26 protein-coding genes are annotated in these 23761 nt (G+C 27.2%); 17 read left to right on the top strand and 9 right to left on the bottom strand.

Annotated features, from left to right (window positions below):
• The first annotated feature begins 29 nt into the window (after positions 1-29).
• Genes CP965_RS07885 through CP965_RS07875 form a run of 3 tightly spaced genes read left to right on the top strand, consistent with a single transcriptional unit; the run spans position 30 to position 1469 of the window.
• Entirely contained in the window at positions 30-470 is a 441-nt protein-coding gene (locus CP965_RS07885; RefSeq protein ID WP_129061553.1) for a DarP family protein, read from the top strand.
• Positions 467-1156 carry an AzlC family ABC transporter permease gene (locus tag CP965_RS07880; RefSeq protein ID WP_206732278.1) on the top strand — a complete coding sequence of 230 codons (690 nt, stop codon included), beginning with the start codon at positions 467-469 and terminating at the stop codon, positions 1154-1156. The genes CP965_RS07885 and CP965_RS07880 overlap by 4 nt, the downstream gene beginning before the upstream one ends.
• Entirely contained in the window at positions 1149-1469 is a 321-nt protein-coding gene (locus CP965_RS07875; protein ID WP_129061552.1) for a branched-chain amino acid transporter permease, read from the top strand. Before CP965_RS07880 ends, CP965_RS07875 begins: the two co-directional genes overlap by 8 nt.
• 48 nt (positions 1470-1517) lie before the next feature.
• On the opposite strand, the gene CP965_RS07870 is transcribed toward CP965_RS07875, so the two are convergent.
• The 6 genes from CP965_RS07870 to CP965_RS07845 form a co-directional block, all read right to left on the bottom strand.
• Complete coding sequence (locus CP965_RS07870; protein WP_129061551.1) at positions 1518-2516, bottom strand: beta-ketoacyl-ACP synthase III; 999 nt, start codon at positions 2514-2516, stop codon at positions 1518-1520.
• A gap of 27 nt (positions 2517-2543) precedes the next feature.
• On the bottom strand, positions 2544-3536 hold the full coding sequence (plsX, locus tag CP965_RS07865; RefSeq protein ID WP_129061550.1) for a phosphate acyltransferase PlsX: 993 nt from the start codon (positions 3534-3536) through the stop codon (positions 2544-2546).
• The gene (rpmF, locus tag CP965_RS07860) at positions 3536-3688 is read right to left on the bottom strand and encodes a 50S ribosomal protein L32 (protein WP_101183229.1); all 153 of its coding nucleotides are present in this window, start codon (positions 3686-3688) and stop codon (positions 3536-3538) included. The genes plsX and rpmF overlap by 1 nt, the downstream gene beginning before the upstream one ends.
• 15 nt (positions 3689-3703) lie before the next feature.
• The gene (locus CP965_RS07855; protein ID WP_129061549.1) at positions 3704-4084 is read right to left on the bottom strand and encodes a DUF177 domain-containing protein; all 381 of its coding nucleotides are present in this window, start codon (positions 4082-4084) and stop codon (positions 3704-3706) included.
• A gap of 17 nt (positions 4085-4101) precedes the next feature.
• The gene (ndk, locus tag CP965_RS07850; protein WP_129061548.1) at positions 4102-4515 is read right to left on the bottom strand and encodes a nucleoside-diphosphate kinase; all 414 of its coding nucleotides are present in this window, start codon (positions 4513-4515) and stop codon (positions 4102-4104) included.
• A gap of 131 nt (positions 4516-4646) precedes the next feature.
• Positions 4647-4922, bottom strand: coding sequence for a 4Fe-4S dicluster domain-containing protein (locus CP965_RS07845; protein WP_129061547.1), 276 nt, complete (start codon positions 4920-4922; stop codon positions 4647-4649).
• A gap of 267 nt (positions 4923-5189) precedes the next feature.
• On the opposite strand from CP965_RS07845, the gene CP965_RS07840 reads away from it, so the two are divergent.
• From CP965_RS07840 to CP965_RS07815, 6 genes are all read left to right on the top strand, one after another.
• Positions 5190-5786, top strand: coding sequence for a peroxiredoxin (locus CP965_RS07840; protein ID WP_129061546.1), 597 nt, complete (start codon positions 5190-5192; stop codon positions 5784-5786).
• A gap of 167 nt (positions 5787-5953) precedes the next feature.
• On the top strand, positions 5954-7297 hold the full coding sequence (gene rho, locus CP965_RS07835) for a transcription termination factor Rho (protein WP_129061545.1): 1344 nt from the start codon (positions 5954-5956) through the stop codon (positions 7295-7297).
• A 100-nt stretch (positions 7298-7397) separates the two neighbouring features.
• A complete protein-coding gene (locus CP965_RS07830; protein WP_129061544.1) occupies positions 7398-9335 on the top strand; it encodes an HD domain-containing phosphohydrolase in 1938 nt (645 codons plus the stop codon).
• An 80-nt stretch (positions 9336-9415) separates the two neighbouring features.
• Positions 9416-10372: a methionine ABC transporter ATP-binding protein gene (locus CP965_RS07825; protein ID WP_129061543.1), complete on the top strand. Its 957-nt coding sequence runs from the start codon at positions 9416-9418 to the stop codon at positions 10370-10372.
• On the top strand, positions 10357-11010 hold the full coding sequence (locus CP965_RS07820) for a methionine ABC transporter permease (protein WP_164971006.1): 654 nt from the start codon (positions 10357-10359) through the stop codon (positions 11008-11010). The genes CP965_RS07825 and CP965_RS07820 overlap by 16 nt, the downstream gene beginning before the upstream one ends.
• A gap of 9 nt (positions 11011-11019) precedes the next feature.
• Positions 11020-11838 carry a MetQ/NlpA family ABC transporter substrate-binding protein gene (locus CP965_RS07815; RefSeq protein ID WP_129061541.1) on the top strand — a complete coding sequence of 273 codons (819 nt, stop codon included), beginning with the start codon at positions 11020-11022 and terminating at the stop codon, positions 11836-11838.
• A 24-nt stretch (positions 11839-11862) separates the two neighbouring features.
• Here the strand turns inward: CP965_RS07815 and CP965_RS07810 are convergent, their stop codons facing one another.
• Positions 11863-12528: a uracil-DNA glycosylase family protein gene (locus CP965_RS07810; RefSeq protein WP_129061540.1), complete on the bottom strand. Its 666-nt coding sequence runs from the start codon at positions 12526-12528 to the stop codon at positions 11863-11865.
• A gap of 69 nt (positions 12529-12597) precedes the next feature.
• Here CP965_RS07810 and murI point away from each other — a divergent pair, with 69 nt between their 5' ends.
• The 8 genes from murI (at position 12598) to CP965_RS07775 (ending at position 21210) form a co-directional block, all read left to right on the top strand.
• Positions 12598-13392, top strand: a complete 795-nt coding sequence (gene murI, locus CP965_RS07805) for a glutamate racemase (RefSeq protein WP_129061539.1) — start codon at positions 12598-12600, stop codon at positions 13390-13392.
• A complete protein-coding gene (locus CP965_RS07800; RefSeq protein ID WP_129061538.1) occupies positions 13385-15160 on the top strand; it encodes a DNA polymerase III subunit gamma/tau in 1776 nt (591 codons plus the stop codon). The genes murI and CP965_RS07800 overlap by 8 nt, the downstream gene beginning before the upstream one ends.
• A 61-nt stretch (positions 15161-15221) precedes the next feature.
• Positions 15222-15395 carry a hypothetical protein gene (locus tag CP965_RS14120; RefSeq protein ID WP_164971005.1) on the top strand — a complete coding sequence of 58 codons (174 nt, stop codon included), beginning with the start codon at positions 15222-15224 and terminating at the stop codon, positions 15393-15395.
• Between the two features lie 58 nt (positions 15396-15453).
• Positions 15454-16284, top strand: a complete 831-nt coding sequence (locus CP965_RS07795) for a DsbA family protein (protein WP_129061537.1) — start codon at positions 15454-15456, stop codon at positions 16282-16284.
• Position 16285: 1 nt separating this feature from the next.
• Positions 16286-17224 (top strand): hydroxymethylbilane synthase, encoded by a 939-nt coding sequence (gene hemC, locus CP965_RS07790; RefSeq protein WP_129061536.1) that lies wholly within the window; start codon positions 16286-16288, stop codon positions 17222-17224.
• A 146-nt stretch (positions 17225-17370) separates the two neighbouring features.
• Positions 17371-17931: a hydrolase gene (locus CP965_RS07785; protein WP_129061535.1), complete on the top strand. Its 561-nt coding sequence runs from the start codon at positions 17371-17373 to the stop codon at positions 17929-17931.
• Between the two features lie 80 nt (positions 17932-18011).
• The gene (locus CP965_RS07780; RefSeq protein ID WP_129061534.1) at positions 18012-19103 is read left to right on the top strand and encodes a substrate-binding domain-containing protein; all 1092 of its coding nucleotides are present in this window, start codon (positions 18012-18014) and stop codon (positions 19101-19103) included.
• On the top strand, positions 19096-21210 hold the full coding sequence (locus CP965_RS07775; protein WP_129061533.1) for a PAS domain-containing protein: 2115 nt from the start codon (positions 19096-19098) through the stop codon (positions 21208-21210). Before CP965_RS07780 ends, CP965_RS07775 begins: the two co-directional genes overlap by 8 nt.
• Positions 21211-21216: 6 nt before the next feature.
• Here the strand turns inward: CP965_RS07775 and CP965_RS07770 are convergent, their stop codons facing one another.
• Together CP965_RS07770 and prpF are read right to left on the bottom strand one after the other, a co-directional pair.
• Positions 21217-22377, bottom strand: a complete 1161-nt coding sequence (locus tag CP965_RS07770) for an NnrS family protein (protein ID WP_129061532.1) — start codon at positions 22375-22377, stop codon at positions 21217-21219.
• A 114-nt stretch (positions 22378-22491) separates the two neighbouring features.
• A complete protein-coding gene (gene prpF / locus CP965_RS07765) occupies positions 22492-23673 on the bottom strand; it encodes a 2-methylaconitate cis-trans isomerase PrpF (RefSeq protein WP_129061531.1) in 1182 nt (393 codons plus the stop codon).
• Positions 23674-23761 lie beyond the last annotated feature (88 nt).

Raw genomic sequence — 23761 nt, 5'->3', positions numbered from 1 at the left:
TCAAACTAATTTGAATACAGGATAAAAAAATGATTAATAATATATTAGAAGATGAAAATTATAAAGAATTAGTAAGTTCACAAATTAAAGAAACAATGGAGTATTTAGTAGAATTAGGTGAAGAGTTTGCTCTTACTGCAAATATAGATGCAGTGAATTTTAATCCTGAATTACCAAGTGCTACAAAAGAGCAACTTGCTAAGTTTTCACTATTTATACTTAAAAATTATACCTATACAACAATAAAAATAGATGAAACGCATATTAGTTTTGAAGCTGGTTTTGGAAGTGAAAATTTTGGTTCAACAGTGACAATCCCTTTTCATGCAATTTTTCAAATAGTTGTAGATGAATCTATATTATTTGTAAATTCAGTTGCTACAGTTGACAAGTATAATGAAGAGTTAAAAAAAGAAAAATCTATAAATATTTTTAAACGAAATCCAAATAATAAAAGATTCGATAGTTGAAATATCAACGAGAATTAAAGGCTGCTTTTAAGATCTCAATTCCTGTTATGATGGGATACCTTGTTTTAGGCTTTGCCTTTGGATTACTATTAGTTTCTTTTAATTATGACTGGTATTTAGCACCGTTAATGAGTATTTTTATTTATGCAGGGGCTTTGCAATTTGTTGCAATAAATTTTTTCAATGTAAAAGCAGGATTTGTAGATATAGCAATTGCTAGTTTATTTGTTAATTTAAGGCAGTCTTTTTATGGATTATCTTTATTGAAAAGATTTAGAAAGACAGGAAAACTAAAACCTTATTTAATATTTGGATTAACAGATGAAACTTATGCCTTGTTAACTACAATAAAAGATGATGAACAATTGAAAAAAAGATGGTATTATTTCTTTTTAACGGCATTGAATCAAATTTATTGGTTTGTAGGTGCTACAGCAGGGGCAATCATAGGTTCTAATATTGAATTTAATACAGCAGGTTTGGAGTTTTCTTTAACTGCACTTTTCGTAGTATTATGTATTGAGCAGTATAAAAACTTAAAAAATTCAATTCCTTTTTTAGTAGGAACAGTTGCTTCTATTTTTGCTTTAATTTTTATACCAAGTGATAAAATGCTTATTGTAGCTATTTTTATTTCTTTATTGTTACTTTTCTTTTTTAGAAAAAGGCTTGATTTAAATGACTAATTTTGAAATATATATAGCAATTATAATAATGGCTTTAGTGAATTTCTTGACTAGAGTTTTTCCTTTTTTGTTTTTTACAAAAAATGATTTGCCCAAATCTTTAGAATTTATTGAGAAGTTTTTTCCTGCAACAATTATGACAATTTTAGTTTTTTATACTTTAAAGGATATTGACTTCTCTTTATCTCCTTATGGGGCAAAAGAGATTATAAGTATTTTATTTACTGCTTCTCTTCATATACTTATGAAGAATTATCTTATTTCAATCTTTTTAGGGACAATATTTTATATGGGTTTAGTACAGTATTTTTAATAAGGAAATTAATTAAAGAATATGAAACAAAAATAGACAAAGTCTATTTTAGTTTTTTGGTGAAAATGGGAATAATGCAGATCCCCAAGTAAGTCCTGCACCAAAAGCATCAAACAAGATGTTATCTCCTGCTTTTATTTTACCTTGCTCATAGGCATAATTCATTGCCATAGGAATTGAAGCTGCTGAAGTATTTCCATACTTATCAACTGTTACAACAGTTTGCTCCTCATTTAAACCTAAAGAATCACCTACTGCTTTAATAATTCTGTAATTAGCTTGATGTGGGATAAAGTGATTTATATCTTCATTTGTAAGATTATGTTTTTTTAGCATATCTTTTACATCAGAAGTAAGTGTTTTTACAGCTAGTTTGAAAGTCTCATTACCTTTCATTCTTATACACGCCATTTTATTATCTACTACTTCTTGTGAACAAGGATGTTTACTTCCTCCTCCTGGAGTTTTAATTAAATCATCATAATTCCCATCACTAGAACAGTTTACATCAACTATTGCTTCTTCTTTTTTATCAGTTGCAGAAATAATTGCTGCACCTGCTCCATCTCCAAAAATAAAACAAGTACCTCTATCTGTATAGTCTAAAATTGAAGAATATTTTTCTGTACCTACAATAAGTACATTTTTTTTCATTCCAGATTCAATAAAAGCTTTTGCAACAGAAAGAGCATATACAAAGCCAGTACAAGCAGCACTTATATCCATAGCTTGAACTTTTGGTAATTCTAATTTTGACGCAATTAAACAAGCAGTAGAAGGCATACAAAGATAATCAGGTGTTACCGTTGCACATATTACTAAGTCTATTTCTTCTTTAGAAATATTTGCTCTATCAATTGCAACTTGAGCTGCTCTTGTACCTAAATCAGAAGAAGCTTCATTTTCTTCAGCTAACCTTCTTTCTTTTATACCTGTTCTTTTAGTGATCCATTCATCACTTGTATCTATAATTTTTTCAAAATCAAAATTAGTCATTATTTTAGGAGGAATATATGCTCCTACTGATCTAAATGCTGCATACGCCATAAAAAATTCCTTAAATTAATAGAGGTTTTAAGCAGAGTAATGCTTTAGTTTTTCCTCAATATCATGGTTTAAGTTAGAACTTGCACTATTAATAGCTTGAAAAATAGCATTTTGAATAGCTTTAGGGTTTGATTTCCCATGTGCAATAATTACAGGAGCTTTTACACCTAATAATGGAGCACCTCCATATTCAGCATAATCTACTCTAACTTTTAAGTTTTTAAACACTTTTCTCATTAAAACTGCACCAGCAATTGAGATTAGTGATCTTTTCAAATTCTTTTTAATAATTTTACCAATAGTATCTGCAACACCTTCTGCAGTTTTTAGTAAAATATTACCAATAAATCCATCACAAACTACAACATCAACTGTACCTTTAAATATATCACTTCCTTCTACATTTCCTGCAAAGTTAGGAATTTTTGATATTAACTTATAGGCTTCTTTTGTAACTTCATTTCCTTTACTCTCTTCTTCCCCATTACTTAAAAGTCCAACAAGTGGTTCATCAATTTGCAAAACATCTCGAACATAAGTTTGTCCCATAACTGCAAATTCAAATAGGTTTTTTGCATCACAATCTACATTTGCACCTACATCTAATACAAGAGTATTTTGATTTTCACTAGTAGGCATTAAGGTTGCAATAGCAGGTCTACTAACACCTTTAATTCTACCAATTCTAAGTGTTGCTAAAGACATTGAGGCTCCAGAGTGACCAGCTGATACTACTGCATCTGCTGAACCTTCTTTTACAAGGTCAATTGCTTTATAAATTGTTGATTCTTTTCTTTTAAGTGCATCGGTTGCTGAGTCAGACATTGATATTACATCTTCTGTATGTAAAATTTCAATTCTATTTTTATAGTATGAAGGAATTAATTCTTCGAGTTTATTTTTATCTCCTACTGCAATAGCAGTAAAATTATTGTTCATTTTAAGTGCGGCAATTAAGCCATCTATTATGGGTCCAGGACCGAAGTCCCCTCCCATAGCATCAATTGCAATCTTAAGCATTAGCTTTTATATTCACCAGTATTTGGGTTTACCGTATGAGGCATTTTCCAAGTTCCATCACTATCTTTAACTGGTCTTTTTAAAGTAATTTTATAGTGAGTTCTTCTTTTTGCTGCTCTAGTATGTGATACTCTTCTCTTAGGTACTGCCATAATATTCTCCTTATTTTAATATTCTTTTTCAACGAAATCTACATTTATACAATTTTTACAAATGTGATAGTCACTACGTATAGATGATATCTCACTTTGAATAATTTTATCAAAGTCTATTATATGATTATCAACTTCTATAATCAAATCTTCTGATTCAGAGGATTCATTCTTGAAAATACCATCACTTATCAAGAAATTGAATTCATCCTCTAAAGTAATAGTATCATCTTCACCGCATCTTGAACATTGAATTGAGGCTTCTCCTCTTAAAATGCTGTCTATTTTGACTAAAGATTGCGATATTTTACAAAAAGTACCTTCAATTTTTACTGAATCGTATTCAGCACTAAAAGTTTTAGGGGTCTGTGGTACTTTTTTAAATTCAATTTTCATTAGAAAATTTTAAGTTCTTAGCAAATTTCTCTATCTGAGAAGAAAAATTTAATTTCAATAGCTGCATTTTCTAAAGAATCTGAACCGTGTACTGCATTTGCATCAATTGATTCTGCAAAGTCTGCTCTAATAGTTCCAGCTTCTGCTTCTTTAGGGTTTGTAGCACCCATTAAATCTCTGTTTTTAGCCATTGCATTTTCACCTTCTAAAACTGAAACTACAACTGGTCCAGAAATCATAAATTCAACTAATTCTCCAAAGAATGGTCTTTCTGCATGTACTGCATAAAAAGCTTCTGCATCTGCTTTTGAAAGCTGTACTTTTTTTGTTGCAGCAATTCTAAGTCCATTTGATTCAAATCTATCTAAGATTTTACCAACTACGTTCTTAGCTACTGCATCAGGTTTAATTATTGATAATGTTTGTTCCATAGGTATTTTCCTCATTTATTTTTTAAGCCGCGGATTATACCTAAAAAATAAAAAAAAGGCAAGTAGTAAAAAACTACTTACCTTTTGTTAAGATATTTAAGTAAGTAATGATACTTGTTTTAGACTATATTTTAGTCTTCAACGCAAGGTTCACCAGCAATCATTCCATCTCTTGTTGGATGTGATGCTCCTTCTCTTGCATCCCACACTATACAACCTTCTGTAGGACATGCTTCTGCACATGCTGGTTCATCATTATCACCAATACATTCAGTACATGTTTCAGGGTTTACATAATAAATATCTTCACCTGTTGGGTTTTCATCATTATCAACAATTGATTCTGTTGGACATTCATCTAAACATGCATCACAATTTATGCAAATATCTGTAATTTTAACTGCCATTTGTTAGCTCCTAGTAAAATTTTAGAAACTTTAGCACAGTAAATATAAATTTATCTTTAAATAATAAGAATTCTCAAATAACGATATAAAGGGCTTTATAAATGAAAACAATAATAGATATCATTAAAAAAATAATTTACAAAGGAAAAAAATTTTCCTAAAGTAAAAGTTTTCTTAAATTTGTAAATTTATATTTTATTTAGTAAAATTTTTAAAAAACTTGTATTATAATGTTATCACAAATTTATTTTAATAAAAGGAAATTACATGTTAGTAACAAAAAAAGCTCCAGATTTTACAGCAACAGCAGTACTTGCTGATGGTCAAATTGTTGAAGATTTTAATTTATATGATAATATTGGTGAAAAAGGTGCAGTATTATTTTTCTACCCACTAGATTTTACTTTCGTTTGTCCATCTGAAATTATTGCATTCTCTAATAGAATTAAAGATTTTGAAGATAGAGGAATTCAAGTAATTGGTTGTTCTGTTGATTCTCAATATTCTCACTTTGCTTGGAGAGAAACACCTGTAGAAAATGGTGGAATTGGAAGAGTTAAATTTCCATTAGTTGCAGATCTTTCTAAACAAATTTCAAAAGATTATGATGTATTATTTGGTGAATCTGTAGCATTAAGAGGATCTTTCTTAATTGATAAAGATGGAACTGTTAGACATGCTGTAATTAATGATTTACCACTTGGAAGAAATATTGATGAAATGATTAGAATGGTAGATACAATGCAGTTTACAAATGAACATGGTGAAGTTTGTCCTGCTGGATGGAATAAAGGTGATGAAGGTATGAAAGATACTGCTGAAGGTGTTGCTTCTTACCTTGCAAAACACGAAGGTGATTTATAATAAATTATTAAAGCTAATTAAGGTGAATCTTCACCTTAAGCTTTGATTTATACTATTTAATTGACTTTTTTTTAAATAAACACTAAAATTACAAAACCTAAAATACAAAATAACTACAAAAACTACATTACTTAAATATGTAATTCTGAAAAAGGCAAAATATATTCATGGAAGAGTCAAAAACTCAATCTAAGCCCAAAAATGCCAAAAATTCAAATGGTAATGGGAAAAAGACAAGAACACATATACCTGTAGAAGGGTATAAAATAGAACAGTTAAGGGAGTTACCCTTAGAAGAACTTTTAAAAATTGCAAAAGATTTAGAAGTAGAAAATCCACAAGAACTTAAACGACAAGATTTAATGTTCAATATTTTAAAGTCTCAAATTGACCAAGGTGGTTTTATATTATTCACTGGAATATTAGAGATAAAAGATGGTGGTTTTGGATTTTTAAGAGCTTTAGATGGTAATTTCTCAGATACTTCGAATGACTCTTATGTAAGTGCAACTCAAATTAGAAAATTTGCATTAAGAACAGGTGATATTGTAAGTGGACAAGTAAGACCTCCTAATAAAGAAAGTGAAAAATATAATGCTTTACTTAAAATTGAAGCAATCAATTATTTACCAATCATTCAATCTAAGAATAGACCTTTATTTGATAACTTAACTCCTCTTTTCTCAACAGATAGATTCTCTTTTGAATATGATCAGACAAGAATGACAGGAAGAATGATAGATTTATTTTCTCCTATGGGGAAAGGTCAAAGAGGGCTTATTGTTGCTCCACCAAAAACAGGTAAAACAGAACTTCTAAAAGAACTAGCACATGGAATATCAAGAAATCATCCTGATACACATCTTATGGTTTTATTAATTGATGAAAGACCAGAAGAAGTAACAGATATGCAAAGGTCAGTAAAGGGTGAAGTTTATTCTTCTACTTTTGATTTGCCTGCACACAATCATGTCAGAGTTGCAGAAATAGTTATTGAAAAAGCAAAGAGACTTGTAGAAATGAAGAAAGATGTCGTTATTTTACTTGATTCTATTACAAGATTAGCTCGTGCATATAATACAGTAACACCAAGTTCTGGAAAAGTACTTTCTGGTGGAGTAGATGCAAATGCTTTACATAAACCAAAAAGATTTTTTGGAGCTGCACGTAATATAGAAGAGGGTGGTTCTTTAACTATTATTTCTACAGCTTTAATTGAAACTGGTTCAAAAATGGATGAAGTTATTTTCGAAGAGTTTAAAGGAACTGGTAACTCTGAGGTTGTATTAAGTAGAGATGCTGCAAATAAAAGAGTTTATCCTGCTTTAGATATTATTAGATCTGGAACAAGAAAAGAAGAGTTATTATTGACTCCTGATATTTTACAAAAAACTTGGATCTTAAGAAATGCTATTGCTTCAATGGATGAAGTAGAAGCTTTAAAATTCTTATACTCAAAAATGCAAAAAACGAAAGATAATGAAGAGTTTTTTGCCTCTATGAATGAATAAAAGAGAGGTTTCTCTCTTTTATTCCTATACAACAATACAGCTTTAAACTATAGAATGTTAAAATTCACTTATTAAATATTATCTTACCTTAGGCTATTTGATGCGAAAAACCTTACTAATATTACTTTGTGCTTTATTTATATTTATTTTAATACACAAGTTTTATTATGAAGTAGAAATAAAAAAACTAACTGAAGAAATTTATACAAAAAAAAGTAAAGAAGTAAAACAATTATTTAGAAATGAAGTTAAAAAAAAGTTTGGAAGAACTTTTGGTCTTACTTATTTACTTAGTAAAGATAAACAAATTATTGATGCTTTATTAAAAAATGATAATAGTAGTTTAGATTATAGAGATTTAATTGATGAAATAGAAGAGTATGGCGAGTATAAAAACTTATGGGTACAAATAATTGATAAAAATGGTTATAGTTTTTATCGAAGTTGGACCAACAAAGTAGGAGATCACGCAGCAAGTGCAAGAATTGATATTGCTGATATGATTAAAAGTCCTAAGCCTATAAAAGGAATTAGTACAGGAAGGTTTGATATGACTTTTAAAACTATGATTCCACTTTTTCATAAAGGAAAATTCCTTGGTATAATTGAAATGATATCTAAATTTAATTCTATTGCAAAAATATTAAAAGAACAAAATATTGAACCTTTAATGGTGTTACATGAAAACTATACAAAAAGATTTATTAAACCCTTTACAGGACTTTTTATAGAAAATAATTATGTAGCTAATTTAAATGCTTCCAAATCTTTTATGGAAAAAGCAGAAAAAATTGGAATAAAAAAACTTATGTATTTAGAAAAACCACTAGTATTAAAAGAATATATTGTAATCACTGATCAAATTAAAAATATGCATGGTGGAGAAATGGGATTTTTTATATTCTTCCTTGATAAAGAAAAACTAGATAAATCAATTTTATATAATTTTAAAGTTGAGTATTTTATTAAAGTTAGCATTTTACTAATTATTCTAATATTATTATTTTTATATATTTTAAATAGAAACTATACAAAGCAATTAAATAAAGATGTTGAGAAAAAAACTTCAAAAATAAAGAAACAAAAAGAAAAATTGAAATCTTTATTAAAAATCTATGATAAAAATGTAATATTTTCAAAAACAGATTCAAAAGGGATAATTACCCATGCAAGTAAAGCTTTCTGTGAAATATCAGGCTATACTTTGGAGGAATTAATTGGAAAACCACATAATATAGTAAGACATCCAGATATGCCAAAAATAGTTTTTAAACAGATGTGGGAAACTATAAAGAGTGGAAAAATTTGGAGAGGTGAAGTTAAAAACTTAAGAAAAGATGGAAGTTTTTACTGGGTTGAAGCAGAAGTTGAACCAATTTACAAAAATAAAGAAATTGTAGGTTTTAGTGCAGTAAGACAAGATATTACAGATGCTAAAGAAATTGAAGAAATCCAAAAAGAGATAATCTTTACTATGGGTTCAATTGGAGAAAGAAGGTCAGAAGAAACAGGAAACCATGTAAAAAGAGTTGCTGAGTATTCAAAGTTATTAGCTTTAAAATATGGATTAAATGAACAAGAATCAGAAATGTTAAAACAAGCAAGTCCTATGCATGATATAGGAAAAGTAGCTATACCAGATAGTATTTTAAATAAACCAGATATTTTAACTGAAGAAGAAAGAAAAATAATGCAAACTCATGCTCAACTAGGATATGAGATGCTTAAAAACTCTAATAGACCTCTTTTAAAGACAGCTGCAACAATTGCTTATGAACATCATGAAAGATGGGATGGTACAGGTTACCCAAGGGGTTTAAAAGGAAGTGATATTAATATCTATGGAAGAATAACTGCAATTGCAGATGTTTTTGATGCATTAGGTAGTAGTAGATGTTATAAAGAGGCTTGGGAAGATGAAAGAATATTTAAATTTTTAAAAGAAGAATCTTCAAAGTACTTTGATCCTAAATTAATAAAAATATTTTTTGAAAACTTAGATGAGTTTTTAGAAATAAGAGATAGTTTTAGTGATTAATAAAAGATATAAATTGCATAATTGTTTAACATTAAATTTATAAAAGTTTGAATAATATTCGCTATTAATAAGGGTATTTTATGATTAATATTAAAAATTTGAATAAATATTATGGTGATACTAAAGTCTTAAATAATATTTCAATAGAAATTGATTCAGGTGAGATTTTTGCAATTGTAGGACATAGTGGAGCAGGGAAATCTACACTTTTAAGATGTATTAATGGACTTGAAGTTTATAGTGAAGGTTCTTTAAAAGTACATAATAAAGAAATAAAAAATTTGAGCAAAGAACAATTAAGAGAGTTTAGAAAAGATATTGGAATGATTTTTCAACACTTCTCATTAATTCAAAGAAAAACTGTATATGAAAACATAGCACTTCCTATGGAGCTTTGGGGATATGAAAAAAAAGAGATCAATAAAAAAGTAAAAGAGTTGGTCAACCTTGTTGGTTTAGAAGAAAAAATTGATGTTTATCCAAGTCAATTAAGTGGTGGACAAAAACAAAGAGTTGCAATTGCAAGGGCTTTAACCCTTGACCCTGATATTTTACTTTCTGATGAAGCTACTTCTGCACTTGATCCAAATACAACTACATCTATTTTAAATCTTTTAAAAGAGATTAATAAAAAACTAAATATTACAATTGTATTAGTAACTCATGAAATGGAAGTAGTTAAGCAAATTGCTCAAAAAGCTTTATTATTAGAGCATGGGAATATTATTGGTTTGGATGTAACAGAAGAACTATTTTTAAAGCCTGATGAAAAAATGAAACATTTTTTAGGGGAAAATGAAGTAGTACCTAATAAAGGTATAAATATAAAACTATATTTTCCTAAAGATAATGTTTATCAAGCATTTATTACTAAAATGGCAAGAGAATTAAATATGGATTTTAATATTGTATGGGGAAAACTTGAAGAAATAAATACCCATATTGTTGGAAATATGGTGATAAATATAAAAGAAGAAGAGAAACAAAAAGTTCTTGAATATATTAAAGAACATGATATTGTATGGGAGGTATTATAATGTTTGATATTTTATTTCCAGCTTTGGGTGAAACTATATATATGTCTTTTGTTGCCACTTTTTTTGCTGTTATCATTGGATTCTTTTTAGCTATTATTTTAATTTTGAGTTCAAAAGGTGGATTAAGACAAAATTTAAAACTTTATACAGTTTTAGATGTTGTTATAAATACTTTAAGATCTTTTCCTTTTATTATTTTAATGATTGTTTTATTTCCACTTACAAAATTTTTAATAGGAAAAAGTATTGGTACAACAGCTGCAATTATTCCCCTTACAATAGGGGCAGCTCCTTTTATTGCAAGGCTTATTGAAAGTGCTTTTAAAGAAGTAGATAGAGGTGTCATAGAAGCAGCAAAATCTTTTGGTGCAAGTGATTGGCAAATTATTTTTAAAGTAATGTTAATTGAAGCTATGCCAAGTATAATTTCAGCAATTACATTAACTTTAATAACTGTTATTGGTTTTTCTGCTATGGCTGGTGCTGTTGGTGGTGGAGGTTTAGGAGATGTAGCTATTAAATATGGATATTACAGATTTCAAACGGATACTATGATTTATACGGTTATTATTCTTATTGCACTTGTACAAATTTGTCAAAGTGCAGGAGATTATTTATATAAAATTACTAAAAAATAAAGGAAAAAAATGTTTAAAAATATTTTAAAAGTTACGTTTGCTGTTGCTCTTGCATTAGGTTTAACTGCGTGCACAAAAGAAGAGAAAAAAGAAGAGGTTAAAACAGAACCTAAGAAAACAGTAATTAAAGTTGGAGCTACTCCAGTTCCTCATGTTGAGATTTTAGAGGTTGTAAAACCCCTTTTAAAAGAAAAAGGTTATGATTTAGAGATAGTTGAATTTACTGATTATGTTACTCCAAATATTGCAGTTGATGAAGGTGAACTAGATGCAAACTTTTTTCAACATACTCCATATTTAAATGAGTTTAACAATTCTAAAAATACAAAATTAGTTAAAACTGTAAATGTTCACTTAGAACCAATGGGTTTATATTCTAAAAAAATTAAATCTTTAGATGAGTTAGAAGATGGTGCAACAATTGCTGTTCCTAATGATCCAACAAATGAAACAAGAGCTTTAAATATCTTAGTTAAACAAGGCTTACTTAAGTTTAAAGATGCACAATTTAAAACAGCACTTGATATCATAGAAAATCCAAAGAATCTTAAAATTAAGGAATTAGATGCCCCTCAATTACCAAGAGTTTTAGATGAAGTTGATGGAGCAATTATTAATACAAATTATGCTTTAGCTGCGGAATTAAATCCTTTAAAAGATGCTTTAATTATTGAATCAAAAGACTCTCCATATGCTAATATTTTAGTAGTAAAAGAAGGAAATGAAAATAAAGATTATGTTAAAGCTTTAAATGAAGTATTAAACTCTAAAGAGATTAAAGATTTTATTGCTAAAAAATATAAAGGTTCTATTGTAGAAGCTTTCTAAATATAAAAAGGAGTTTCCTCCTTTTTATATATTTTCTTTAAACACTTTTGAGTATTGTTCCATTCTAAAATCAAAAGTTGTGTATTTTTTATTCTCTTCTTTTCTTTCTTTATATAACTTATTTGAACCTATATATCTATTTGCAGCATTTGATGGAGAAGTTAATGAAATAGTTTTGAATTCTCTATTTTCAAAATAAAATTTATGTAGTTTAGGAATTTCATTATCTATAAGTTCAAATTTAATATCTTGTTTTTTTAATATCTTTCTTAAAAAAAATTCTGGACCATTTTTTGAGTTTCCTCCTGTAAATATTAAAGTATCAATATTTTTATATTCTTTTAGATAATAAAGCATATCCCTCAAAACAATATTTTCCATACCTAAATCACTTGCATCAATTTTTGACCTTTCACATGAATCAACTATATCACAAATACCAATTTGATTATTATCTAAAAAGTTTTTTCTTTGAACTACAGCATCTTTACTATTATTAAATAATAAATCTAAATTAAAAACTTTATCAAGAACTTGCCATAAAAGATTGTCTTTTGAACCATAACAAAAATTAACATCTTCTTTTTTGAACTCTTTATTACAGAATCTTGGAGGAGGTAAAGTTCCAACTATAATTTTTTTTGTATCTTTATTTAAATAAGGTTTATAAGGATGAAAATGTTTAAACATAAAATATTATAAACTAATATGCTTATATAAATACTTATGCTAAAATCACTTTTTTATAAAAGGTTCAATTTGAGAATTGGTATTTTTGATTCAGGACTTGGTGGTCTGACTGTTGTAAAAGAGATTGCTAATAAATTTAAAAATGTAGAAATCAACTATATAGCAGATACAAAAAATGCTCCTTATGGAGAAAAAACAGAAGAAGAGATATTAAAATTTAGTAAAGATATTACTAAGTATTTAATAAAAAATCATAACATAGATGCTTTAGTTGTAGCTTGTAATACTGCTACATCAGCTGCAATAAGTTATTTAAGAGAAGAGTTTAAAAATTTAATAATTATAGGAATAGAACCTGGTGTAAAGCCGGCATTGTCTTTAACTAAAACGGGTAATATAGGTGTCCTAGCTACCAACGCAACAATAAAGGGACAAAAATATAAAAATTTATTAAATTCTCTTTGTATTAATAGCTGTAGTAATATTTATTCGCAGTCTTGCCCTGGCTTGGTTGAACAAATAGAGTTAGGCTTAATAGATGATGTTCAAACTATAAAAATGTTAGAAGGCTGGTTGTTACCTATGAAAGATAAAAGTATAGATACTATTGTATTAGGTTGTACACATTATCCAATAATTGAACATAATATTAGAAAAATTTTGGATAAGGTAAATATTATTCATACTGGTGAAGCAATAGCCAAAAGACTTGAAGAATTATCTAGAAAATTGGATTTGATTAGAAGTACAGATTTTAAAGTAAATATATATTATACTGGCAAGTTAAATACAAGTATGGTCAATATAGTTTTAGGGCCAAAAGTGAAATGTGAGAAAATTGAAATAAAGGAAAATAATGAGTGAAAATGAAATGATAGAAAAGAAAGTTTTAGCTTTAAAATATAGACCTAGAAGATTTGAAGATTTAGTCGGTCAAAGCACAATTTCTCAAACTCTATCATTGGCATTAGATTCAAATAGATTATCTCATGCTTATCTTTTTTCTGGACTTAGAGGAAGTGGTAAAACTTCAACTGCTAGAATTATGGCAAAAGCTTTATTATGTTCAAATGGACCAACTTCAAAACCATGTGAAGTATGTGAAAACTGTAAAAGTGCAAATGCTTATAGGCATTTAGATATTATTGAAATGGATGCTGCATCAAATAGAGGTATTGATGATATTAAGGACTTGATTGAACATACAAAGTATAAACCAAGTTCTGCAAGATTTAAAGTTTTTATAATCGATGAGGTTCATATGCTTACAACACAAGCTTTTAATGCTTTATTAAAAACTTTAGAAGAACCTCCTGGCTTTGTAAAGTTTATTTTAGCTACAACTGACCCTTTAAAATTACCTGCAACAATTTTGAGTAGAACTCAACATTTTAGATTTAATAAAATAGCAAACTCTGATGTAATGCACCATTTATCTCATATTTTAAATGAAGAAAATATAGAATTTGAAACAGCTGCTTTAGAAATCTTAACAAGAAGTGGGCAAGGAAGTTTAAGAGATACTCTTACTTTATTAGACCAAGCAATTATTTTTTCAAAAGGAAAAATAACAGTGTCTGCAGTAGTGGATATGTTAGGACTTATAGAGCCTGAATTAATGGAGAAATTATTTGAAACAATCTTAAAAAAAGAAGATGTAACTTCTTTAGTCAAAGAGTTAGAAAATTATGAGATATCACAAGTATGTGATGAAATGACAATTTATCTAAGACAAAAAATGCTTGAAAAAGATGCTAAATTTGACTTATTACTTTTTGATAGATTTTTTAGAATTTTAAGTGATGCAAAACATTTATTATCATTGAATTCTGATGGACTTTTTGTTTTGATTTTAACTTTATCAAAAATGATTGAAGCAACAAATTTAAAATCAATTGATGAAATAATTAATCAAGTTGAAGATATTGAAGTTAAACCTGCTATGAAAGAGGCTATATCAGTTAATAAAGTATTAGAACATGCAAATAATGATGTGAATAATACATATAATGATGCTAAGCCTTCAATTTCTTCTTTAGAAGAAGAAAAAGAAATTAATGTAGAAAATGAGAATAATATATCTTTAGATTCTATAGATGCAATTGAAACTGTAGCTCCAATTGAAACAATTGAAAAAGAAGTACAAGAGCAAGAAAATGATTTTTCGACTCCCTTTGATGAGTTTGCCACACCATTTGATGAAGAAATAAATTTAGAAGATAATAATAAAAAAGAAGAATCAACTTTAAAACAAGAAGATACTGAACTTAATAATCTTCAAGAATCAAACATTAATCTTGAATCAACTACTTCTACTGAAGAAAATAATATTGAAGAACTTGAAGAGGCTGAAGAAGAGATTATTTCTGAACCTTATGACCCAAGTAAAGATGTATATGAAACTTTAATAAATAAAGTATATGAAAGAGATGTCCAATTAGGAGAACTTTTTGAAAGAAATTTTGTATATAAGTCTTTTGAAAATAAAAGTTTAAAAATAAGTTCATATGCTCAAGGAGATGAAAGAAAATTTCTTTTAAAACATTATGGAGTGATTAAATTATTTATTTATGATATTTTTGGACAAGATATTGAAATTGAATTTATAAAGGAAGATCCCTCCTCAAGATAAAATAGAGAAAAAAGAGGAAAATTTAGAGAATAAAGAAGATAACTCTTCTCAAAGTAGTTCTATGCTAGAAGATGTTGAACTTGGTTCAGGTTGTGTTGCAGATATGCAAAAAACAGCAAATCCAAGCCCTTCTCAAAAAGAATTAGAACTAAATGATATTTTAAATTCTCCAATGTTAGATAGAGCAAAAGAATTATTACATGTAAAAAAGATTACTGTTAAAACAAGAAATTAAAACTACTTAAGTCTTAGTTTAATATAATCATATTTTTAATTTAAAAAAAGGTGTAACAATGTATTTTAAACTTATTATGTTAATAACGTTTATTTCACTTTCTTTAAGTGCAAATGAGTTGGATAAAAAAGTCTTAGATTTTGAAAAAAATAGATTTTCAAAAAATTCAAGAATTGAAATAGTTGATTTATCAGTAAATATGAAAAAGCAAATACCTAATAAAAATTGGTACGGATATATTATTGATGTTAATGTAAAAATGGCAGGAAAAGATGTCAAAGCAAAAGATATATTATTTTCTAATGGTGAAATTGTAGCTACAGAACTTTTTGATATAAAAAGTGGAGATTCTTATAAGGATTTGATGACTCCTTCTTTAACAAGAAAATATTATGATGAAGAAAAACTTATTGCAGGTAACTCAAAAGCAAAAGATAAAATTGTAATTTTTTCAGATCCTTTATGTCCTTTTTGTATGGATTTTGTTCCAGATGTAATAAAACATGTAAAAAAATATGAAGATAAAATTGCACTTTATTATTATCATTTTCCTTTAAGTAGAATTCACCCAGCAGCAGTACCTTTAGTAAAACTAATGGTTAAAGCAAAAGAAGATGGAATAAAAAATATTGAAGAAAGAGTTTATTCTGTTTATTGGGATGAGGAATTTTCTTCAAAAGAACAAAATGAAGATGTTATTATTTCTTCTTTTAATAAAATATTCAAAACTTCATATACAAAAAAAGATATTAATTCAAAAAATATAAGTGATGAAATTTTTGAAGATGTTTCTATGGGAGAGGAAGTTCTTGTTCAAGGTACACCTACTATTTTTATTAATGGTGAACAAGATAAATCTAAATTAAAATATGAAGAGTTAGGAAAGTAAAATGAAGAAATTAGTTATAGCGACAAGAAGCAGTAAACTAGCATTATGGCAAAGTGAATATATAAAAGCACAGCTAAATGAACATTATCCTGAAATAGAAGTAGAGTTAAAAACTTTTTCAACTAAAGCAGATAAAATCCTAGATGTTCCTTTAGCTAAAATTGGAGGAAAAGGACTTTTTACAAAAGAGTTAGAAATCGCACTTTTAAATAAAGAAGCTGATATTGCAGTTCATTCTTTAAAAGATGTTCCTGTGGAGTTTGAAGATGGTTTTGTATTAGCTGCATTATCAAAAAGATTTGATCCAAGAGATGCTTTATTAAGTGAAAAGTATGCAAATATAAAAGAGCTACCAACTGGTGCAATTGTTGGAACAACAAGTTTAAGAAGAAGATTAGAAATAAAACTTTTAAGACCTGATATTGTTTTAAAAGATTTAAGAGGGAATATTAATACTCGAATCGCAAAATTGAAAGCAGGGGAATATGATGCTATTATTCTTGCTGCAACAGGTGTTCAAAAACTAAAGATTGAAGATGAAGTTAAATATTTTGTACCTATCTCAACTGATGATATGATTCCATCAATGGGACAAGCAACTTTAGGAATAGAAACGTTAAATGACCCTAAGCTAGTTGAGTTACTATCAGTTTTACATGATAAGAATGCAGAAATTGAATCAACTATTGAAAGAGACTTTGTTAGAACTTTAGAAGGTGGCTGTCAAGTTCCTATTGGAGTAAAGGCTACTATTTTAGATGAAAATTCTGTTGATGTTAGAGCTATTGTTGGAATGCCTGATGGTAGTGAATATATTCAAGAAGATATTGTTGCTGATATTGAAGAGTATAAAACAATAGGACAAACATTAGCACAAACTTTTATAGATCAAGGTGCAAAAGAATTACTTGAAAAAGCAGAAAAAGTAGCATTTGCATAGCATTTTTAAGGGCTTTATGCCCTTCTTGATAAAATACTTCTCAATTAATAAAAAACCTTTTTAATTTTCAAATTTTTACTAGACTTTTTTTATATGTTTTTGTATTATCTTAAATAGTAAATGTAATTTTTATTTAAGGAGTAATTATGATAAATAAGAAAGTAGGTAGAATTAAAGCAGAGGATTGTGTTTTTGTACAAGTTGATATACAAGAAAAACTTTTTCCCCATATTTCAGATAATGAACAATTAGAAAAAAATTTAGTTACATTAATTAAAGGTTTAAAACTACATGAAATACCAATTATTGTAAATGAACAATATAAAAAAGGTATTGGGGAAACAATTCCAAGTTTAAGAGAACTTACTGATGAGTATCCTCATTTTGAAAAAACAACATTTTCTTGTTGTGGAAATGAAGATGGATTAAGTGCAATAAAAGCAACAAATAGAAATACAGTTATTTTAGCAGGAATTGAAACTCATGTATGTGTTTTACAAACTGCTATTGATTTACTTGAAGAAGGTTTAAACGTGGTATTAGTAACTGATTGCGTAAACTCAAGAAAGGCAGTAGATAAAGAGACTGCAATTTTAAGATTAACACAAGCAGGTGTAGTTCCAACAACTTATGAGTCATTACTCTTTGAATTAACAGTAAATGCAAAAAATCCAGTATTTAAAGAAATCTCAAAATTAGTAAAATAGAATTTTCTATTTTACTAAGAATAATATTTACTAATTCTTACAATTTTGTTATAATAAAACACCTATTTTAAGGATTTTTGGTGAAATCTATAATAAAATTATTATTACCTTTTCTTATTTTAACTAATTTGTATTCTCAATCAGAAGAGTATTATGAGTTTGAAGAATATCTAAAACTTTTTAATCAAAAAATAATATATAATAAATTCCAAAAAGAAATACAAGAAGATTCCAAAGCTATTAAAAGAAATAAAAACAAAGTAAAAATAGTAATGGTATATCCAGGTAAACAAATTTCTGATTATTGGAGAAAAAGTAAACTATCTTTTGAAAAAAGATTAAATGAATTAAATATAAATTATGAATTAAGTGATTTTTTTACTAAACCTGCTGTAGAGGTAAAAGAACAATCTAAACAATTATTGAAAGCTTTAGAAGAAAATCCAGATTATCTAATCTTCACCCTTGATACTAAAAAACACAAAAAATTTATAGAAAGATTAATTAGTATAAATAAAACAAAAATTATTTTACAAAATATTACAACACCTCTTAAAGAATGGGAAAATAGACAAGCTTTTTTATATGTAGGTTTTGACCATTATATAGGAGCTAAGTATTTAGCTAATTATTATATAAAAGAAACTAAGGGAAAAGGCAACTATGCTGTTCTTTATGGCTCTGATGGTTATGTTAGTTATATGAGAGGTACTAAATTTATTGAATATATTTCTTCTCACTCTAATTTAAAATTAATTCATGAATATTACACTGATTTTGATAAACAAAAAGCAAAAGAAGCTACAAGAGATTTATTGAAAAGAAATGATAACGTAGAGTTTATTTATGCATGCTCGACAGATATTGCATTAGGTGTTATGGAAGTTTTACAAGAAAAAAATTTACTTGGTAAAATAAAAGTGAATGGTTGGGGTGGAGGAAATAGTGAGTTAAAAGCTATTGAAAACTCTTTATTAGATATTACTGTGATGAGAATGAATGATGAAAATGGTATAGCAATGGCAGAAGCTATTAAGTTTGATATATTAGGCAAAAAAGAAAGTATACCAACAATCTACTCAGGAAACTTTGAAGTTATAAAAAAAGGGATAGAAAGTAACTTTTTAGAAAAACTAAAAAAACGAGCATTTAGGTATACAGAATATGAGTAGACCTAAAGTATCTCTTAGTTTTATAAATAATGCTTTATTATTTGTTTTTTTATTAGTTTTATCTATAGGTATTTCTTTTTGGGTATATTTATCTACAGAAAAAGTATTAGATTATAATATTAAGCAATATTTTTCTCAGACGAAAAACCTATTAAATATAATAATTGAAAATGAAAAAACAAGTTTAGATTATATGACTTTTGAAGCTGCTGAAATTATAGAAGACCTACCTTTTAATCAAAGTTTATTAGAAAGAAAGCTTGAAAATTTGAGTTTTCTTGATAGAGTTGATATTTTATATGTTCAGAAAAATGAAAAAACTTTAGATTTTAGTAACTCTTTATTTAATACTAAAGAAATTATTGTAAATATAAAAAAAGATGATTTAAAAAACACTTTTACGATAGTAAGCTTAAATAATAAAAAGTATTTACTTTTAATCCGTTCAAAAGATATTATTGATAAAAAAACAGGGAGAGTTCAAGCTAAACTATATATAGGAAAAATTATAAATGATAATCTTTCTTTTGTAAATATGATAAAAAAAAGTGCATCATTAAATGATATAAAAATATATATAAATAGGGAATTAATAGTAAACACAAGTAATAAAGTAACTGTAAATATAAAAGATTTTAAAGATAAAAAAATTATAAAAGAAAATGGAAAAATATATTTTAAACAAAAAGTAATTATTGATAGCAAGAATAGTTTTGATTTTGTCTTTTCAACTAATAATTTAACTAGTTCCTTATTAAAAGAAGACTTTAAAATAATTGGTATCTTACTCTTTATCTTTATAATATTTGTTTTTATTGTTTTATATATGATAAGTGATAAATATCTAATAAAACCTTTTTCAAGATTATTGAAATTTGCAAAAAAAGCAAAAGACAATGAGTTGGTATTATATGAAGAAAGCCAAATTTTAGAGTTTGATAATTTTGCAATGGATTTAAAATCTATAATTGATGAATTAAGAGATTTAAAAGAACAATACTCACGAGCCATAGAGGGAGTACAAGATGGTTTATGGGATCTTGATTTAATTACTGGTAAATCTTATTATTCAAATAGATATCTACTAATGCTAGGTTATAAAAACCATTTAGAAGTTGATATTAAGAATTTTTGGAAAAAAAGTGTTCATAAAAAGGATTATAGAAAAACTTTAAAGAAATTAAGTAAACACTTGAAAGGAGAAACAAGTTTTTATGAAGATAATTACCGTTTCAAGTGTAAGAATGGATCTTATAAATGGTTAAAAGTTAGAGGAAAAGTTTTCTTTGATATAGAAGGGAAACCTATACGAATGACAGGATTTCATACTGATGTAGATCACTTTATAAGATTACAAGAAGATAATAGAAAAAAAGAACAAATGATATATCAACAAAGTAAATTGGCTGCAATGGGAGAAATGATAGGGAATATTGCTCATCAATGGAGACAACCTCTAAATGTAATAAGTACTATTGCCTCAAGTCAAATTATGCAAATAGAACTTGGACTAACTAAAAAAGATGAAACAATTAAGGATTTAAATAAAGTAATTGATACAGTGCAATATTTATCAACTATTATAGATAAGTTTAGAAACTTTTTTAATCCAAATAAAGAGTTAGAACATTTTAATATTAAGGATATTATTAAAGAGAATATAGACATTTTTGAAACATCATATAAGTCCTATGGAATTGAGTTACATACAAAATTAGAACCAATTGAAATTCAAGGTTATAAATTTGAACTAATGCAAGTTTTAATTAATATAATAAATAATGCAAAAGATGCTTTAAGAGCTAAAGAAATAGAAGATAATAAATTTATTTTTATGGAAAACTATATTAAAAATGATAAAGTAATAATTAAAGTTTATGATAATGCAGGTGGAATAAAAAGTAGTATTAAAAATAAAGTTTATGAACCATATTTTACTACAAAACATAAATCTCAAGGAACAGGTTTAGGACTTTATATGTCATCTGAAATCATAAAAAAACATTTTAATGGAACTCTTTATAATGAAACAATAGAATATGAGTATGATAATAAGAAGTATAAAGGAGAAGAGTTTATTATAGAAATACCCATTAATATAAATTAATAGGTTTTAAATTCTTAATAAATACTTCCCGTATTTTAAAGTCCATAATATAAATAAAACTATCCAAATAGTAGCACTTAAATGTAAAATACCCATAAAGATTGATGAATTATTTAATACTAAGATAGAAGCACTGATTCTTGAAATTAAAAGTATTTGTGTTAGTGCAAAAAGAAATTTTGTAAAATTATCTGCCATGATAGTCTGAGGTGGAATAGCATGACCTAAACTAACTCTACTTCCAAATCCAATTAATAAAGTTGTTACAAAGCCAAGTGCAAAAATATGTAATCCCATTTTTAAAATTGAAACTTCTAAAAGAGATTCTATAAATAAACCTAAAAATCCAATAGGAAACCATGCAAATCCAATAACTAAAATTTGTAAAATAGCACTTGTCTTTTTAAACATATTAAGTTTTATAAATATATAAGCAAAAAATATAAAAGACAAGAATGAAGTAACTGTTATCATAGTATTAATATTAAATTGTAAAGCAATACCTACAAGTAAAATAAGAAAAAAAGATACAGGTTTAATATATTTAGGTTTTTGCCAAGGTTGGATTTTAGTATAAGTGAAGTAAAAACCTGGAATCATTCTTAATGCAACAAAATAGACCATATTTATTAAATATGCAAAAAAGATTAAATATGATAAATCAATTGTAAATATAGCTTCAATAAGTAGAAGAATAGCTCCTAAAATAAATATTGAGTTTAAATAAATACTGTCTTCTTTTATAATCGCTTTTCCTGATTTAATAGTGGTATAAAATATCTTTGCAAAATAAAACATCACTAAGGAAACAAGAGTTTTTCCAATAAGTGGATTAATAAGTAAAGTTATAAAAAAAGCAACTTGAAGTATAATCCAAGGTTTTATATATAATTTTTCTTTTATAGGGATTGAAGCATTATATTTAGGAATTACAGTAATTAAAAAACCTAAAAATGCATTTGTAAAAACAGCATAATTTAAACCAAATCCATGAATTAGCGTGAAGTTCATATTTATTTTGCCCAAAAGAGAAAATAAAGTTAGTAACATAATAAAAATTGAAAAGAAAATAGAACTTACAAAAAATATTTGATGAGGTTGAGAGCAGAATCTCTCTTTCCAAGATTGTTTAATAGGAGTTTCATTTGGAGAAGTTGAAAATTGCATAATATATCCTAATGATTTTTAGGAAGTATTACATAAAAAATTTATAATTATATTGATTAAAGTCAATAAAGAAGGTTTATCTTTTATTTAAACCTTCTTTATATTAAAAGAGTTTTATTTTAAATCCATTGTTCCTGCTGGAACATGAACATTTCCATCCATAATAATTCTTGCACTTCTACTCATAGAAGCTTTTTCAACTATATATTTCCCATCTTTTTGTGATAAAGTTGCACCAACTTTAATTGCTCCTGATGGATGACCAAAAGTAACTGTCTCTTTTTCTCCACCACCTGCTGCAAGATTTACAAGTGTTCCTGGAATACAAGCAGCTACACCAATAGCAACAGAAGCTGTACCCATCATAGCATGGTGTAGTTGTTGCATAGATAAAGCTCTAACATGTAAATCCATCTCTGATGCTTTAACTTCTTTTCCCGAAGAAGTAATAAAGTCTTGTGCTGGACTTACAAATGCAATTTTAGGTGTATGTTGTTTTGTTTCTGCTTCTTTTGGATCTTTAATTAATCCCATTTTAAGTGCACCTGCAACTCTAATTTTTTCAAACCTTTCTAATGCAGCTGTATCAGAATTAATATCACCTTGAAGCTCAGTCCCTTTGTATCCAATTTCATCAGCATTTACAAATACAGTTGGAATACCAGCGGTAATCATAGTAGCTTTAAATGTTCCTACTCCTTCAACTTCTAAATCATCAACTAAGTTTCCAGTAGGAAATAACTCTTCAGAAGGATCAACTGGTTCAACAAACTCTAATTTTATTTCTTCTGCTGGAAAGGCAACACCATCAATTTCATAGTCACCCATTTCTTTAACCATTCCATTTTCCATATTTACATAGCACAGAATAGTTTTTTTAATATTTGCTTGCCAAATTCTTACACAACAAACACCATTTTCAGGAACATTATCTACCAAACCTTCTTTAATAGCAAATGGACCAACAGCAGATGATAAGTTTCCACAATTTCCACTCATATCAACAAAGTCTTTGTCGATTGCAACTTGACAAAAGTAATAGTCCACATCATGATTAGGAACTTCACTTTTCCCAACTAAAATAGCCTTAGAAGTAGAAGAACTTGCTCCTCCCATTCCATCCATTTGTTTTTTATAAACATCAGGAGAACCAACAATTCTTTGAAGTAATTTATCTCTTTTAGCCGGATTTTCTTGTGCTTCTTTTGGAAGGTCAGCTATATTAAAAAATGTACCTTTTGAAGTACCACCTCTCATATATGTTGCTTTTACTTTAAATTGTGGTTGATAACTCATAGTTTTCCTTTTATATTAAATTATTCATAAAAATATTTTATAATAACTTTATGAATAATTTTAGGGGGGGGTAAACCCCTAAAATTAA

Source organism: Halarcobacter mediterraneus, from assembly GCF_004116625.1.
Taxonomy (GTDB): domain Bacteria; phylum Campylobacterota; class Campylobacteria; order Campylobacterales; family Arcobacteraceae; genus Halarcobacter; species Halarcobacter mediterraneus.
This window is presented reverse-complemented; position numbering and strand designations above follow the sequence as displayed.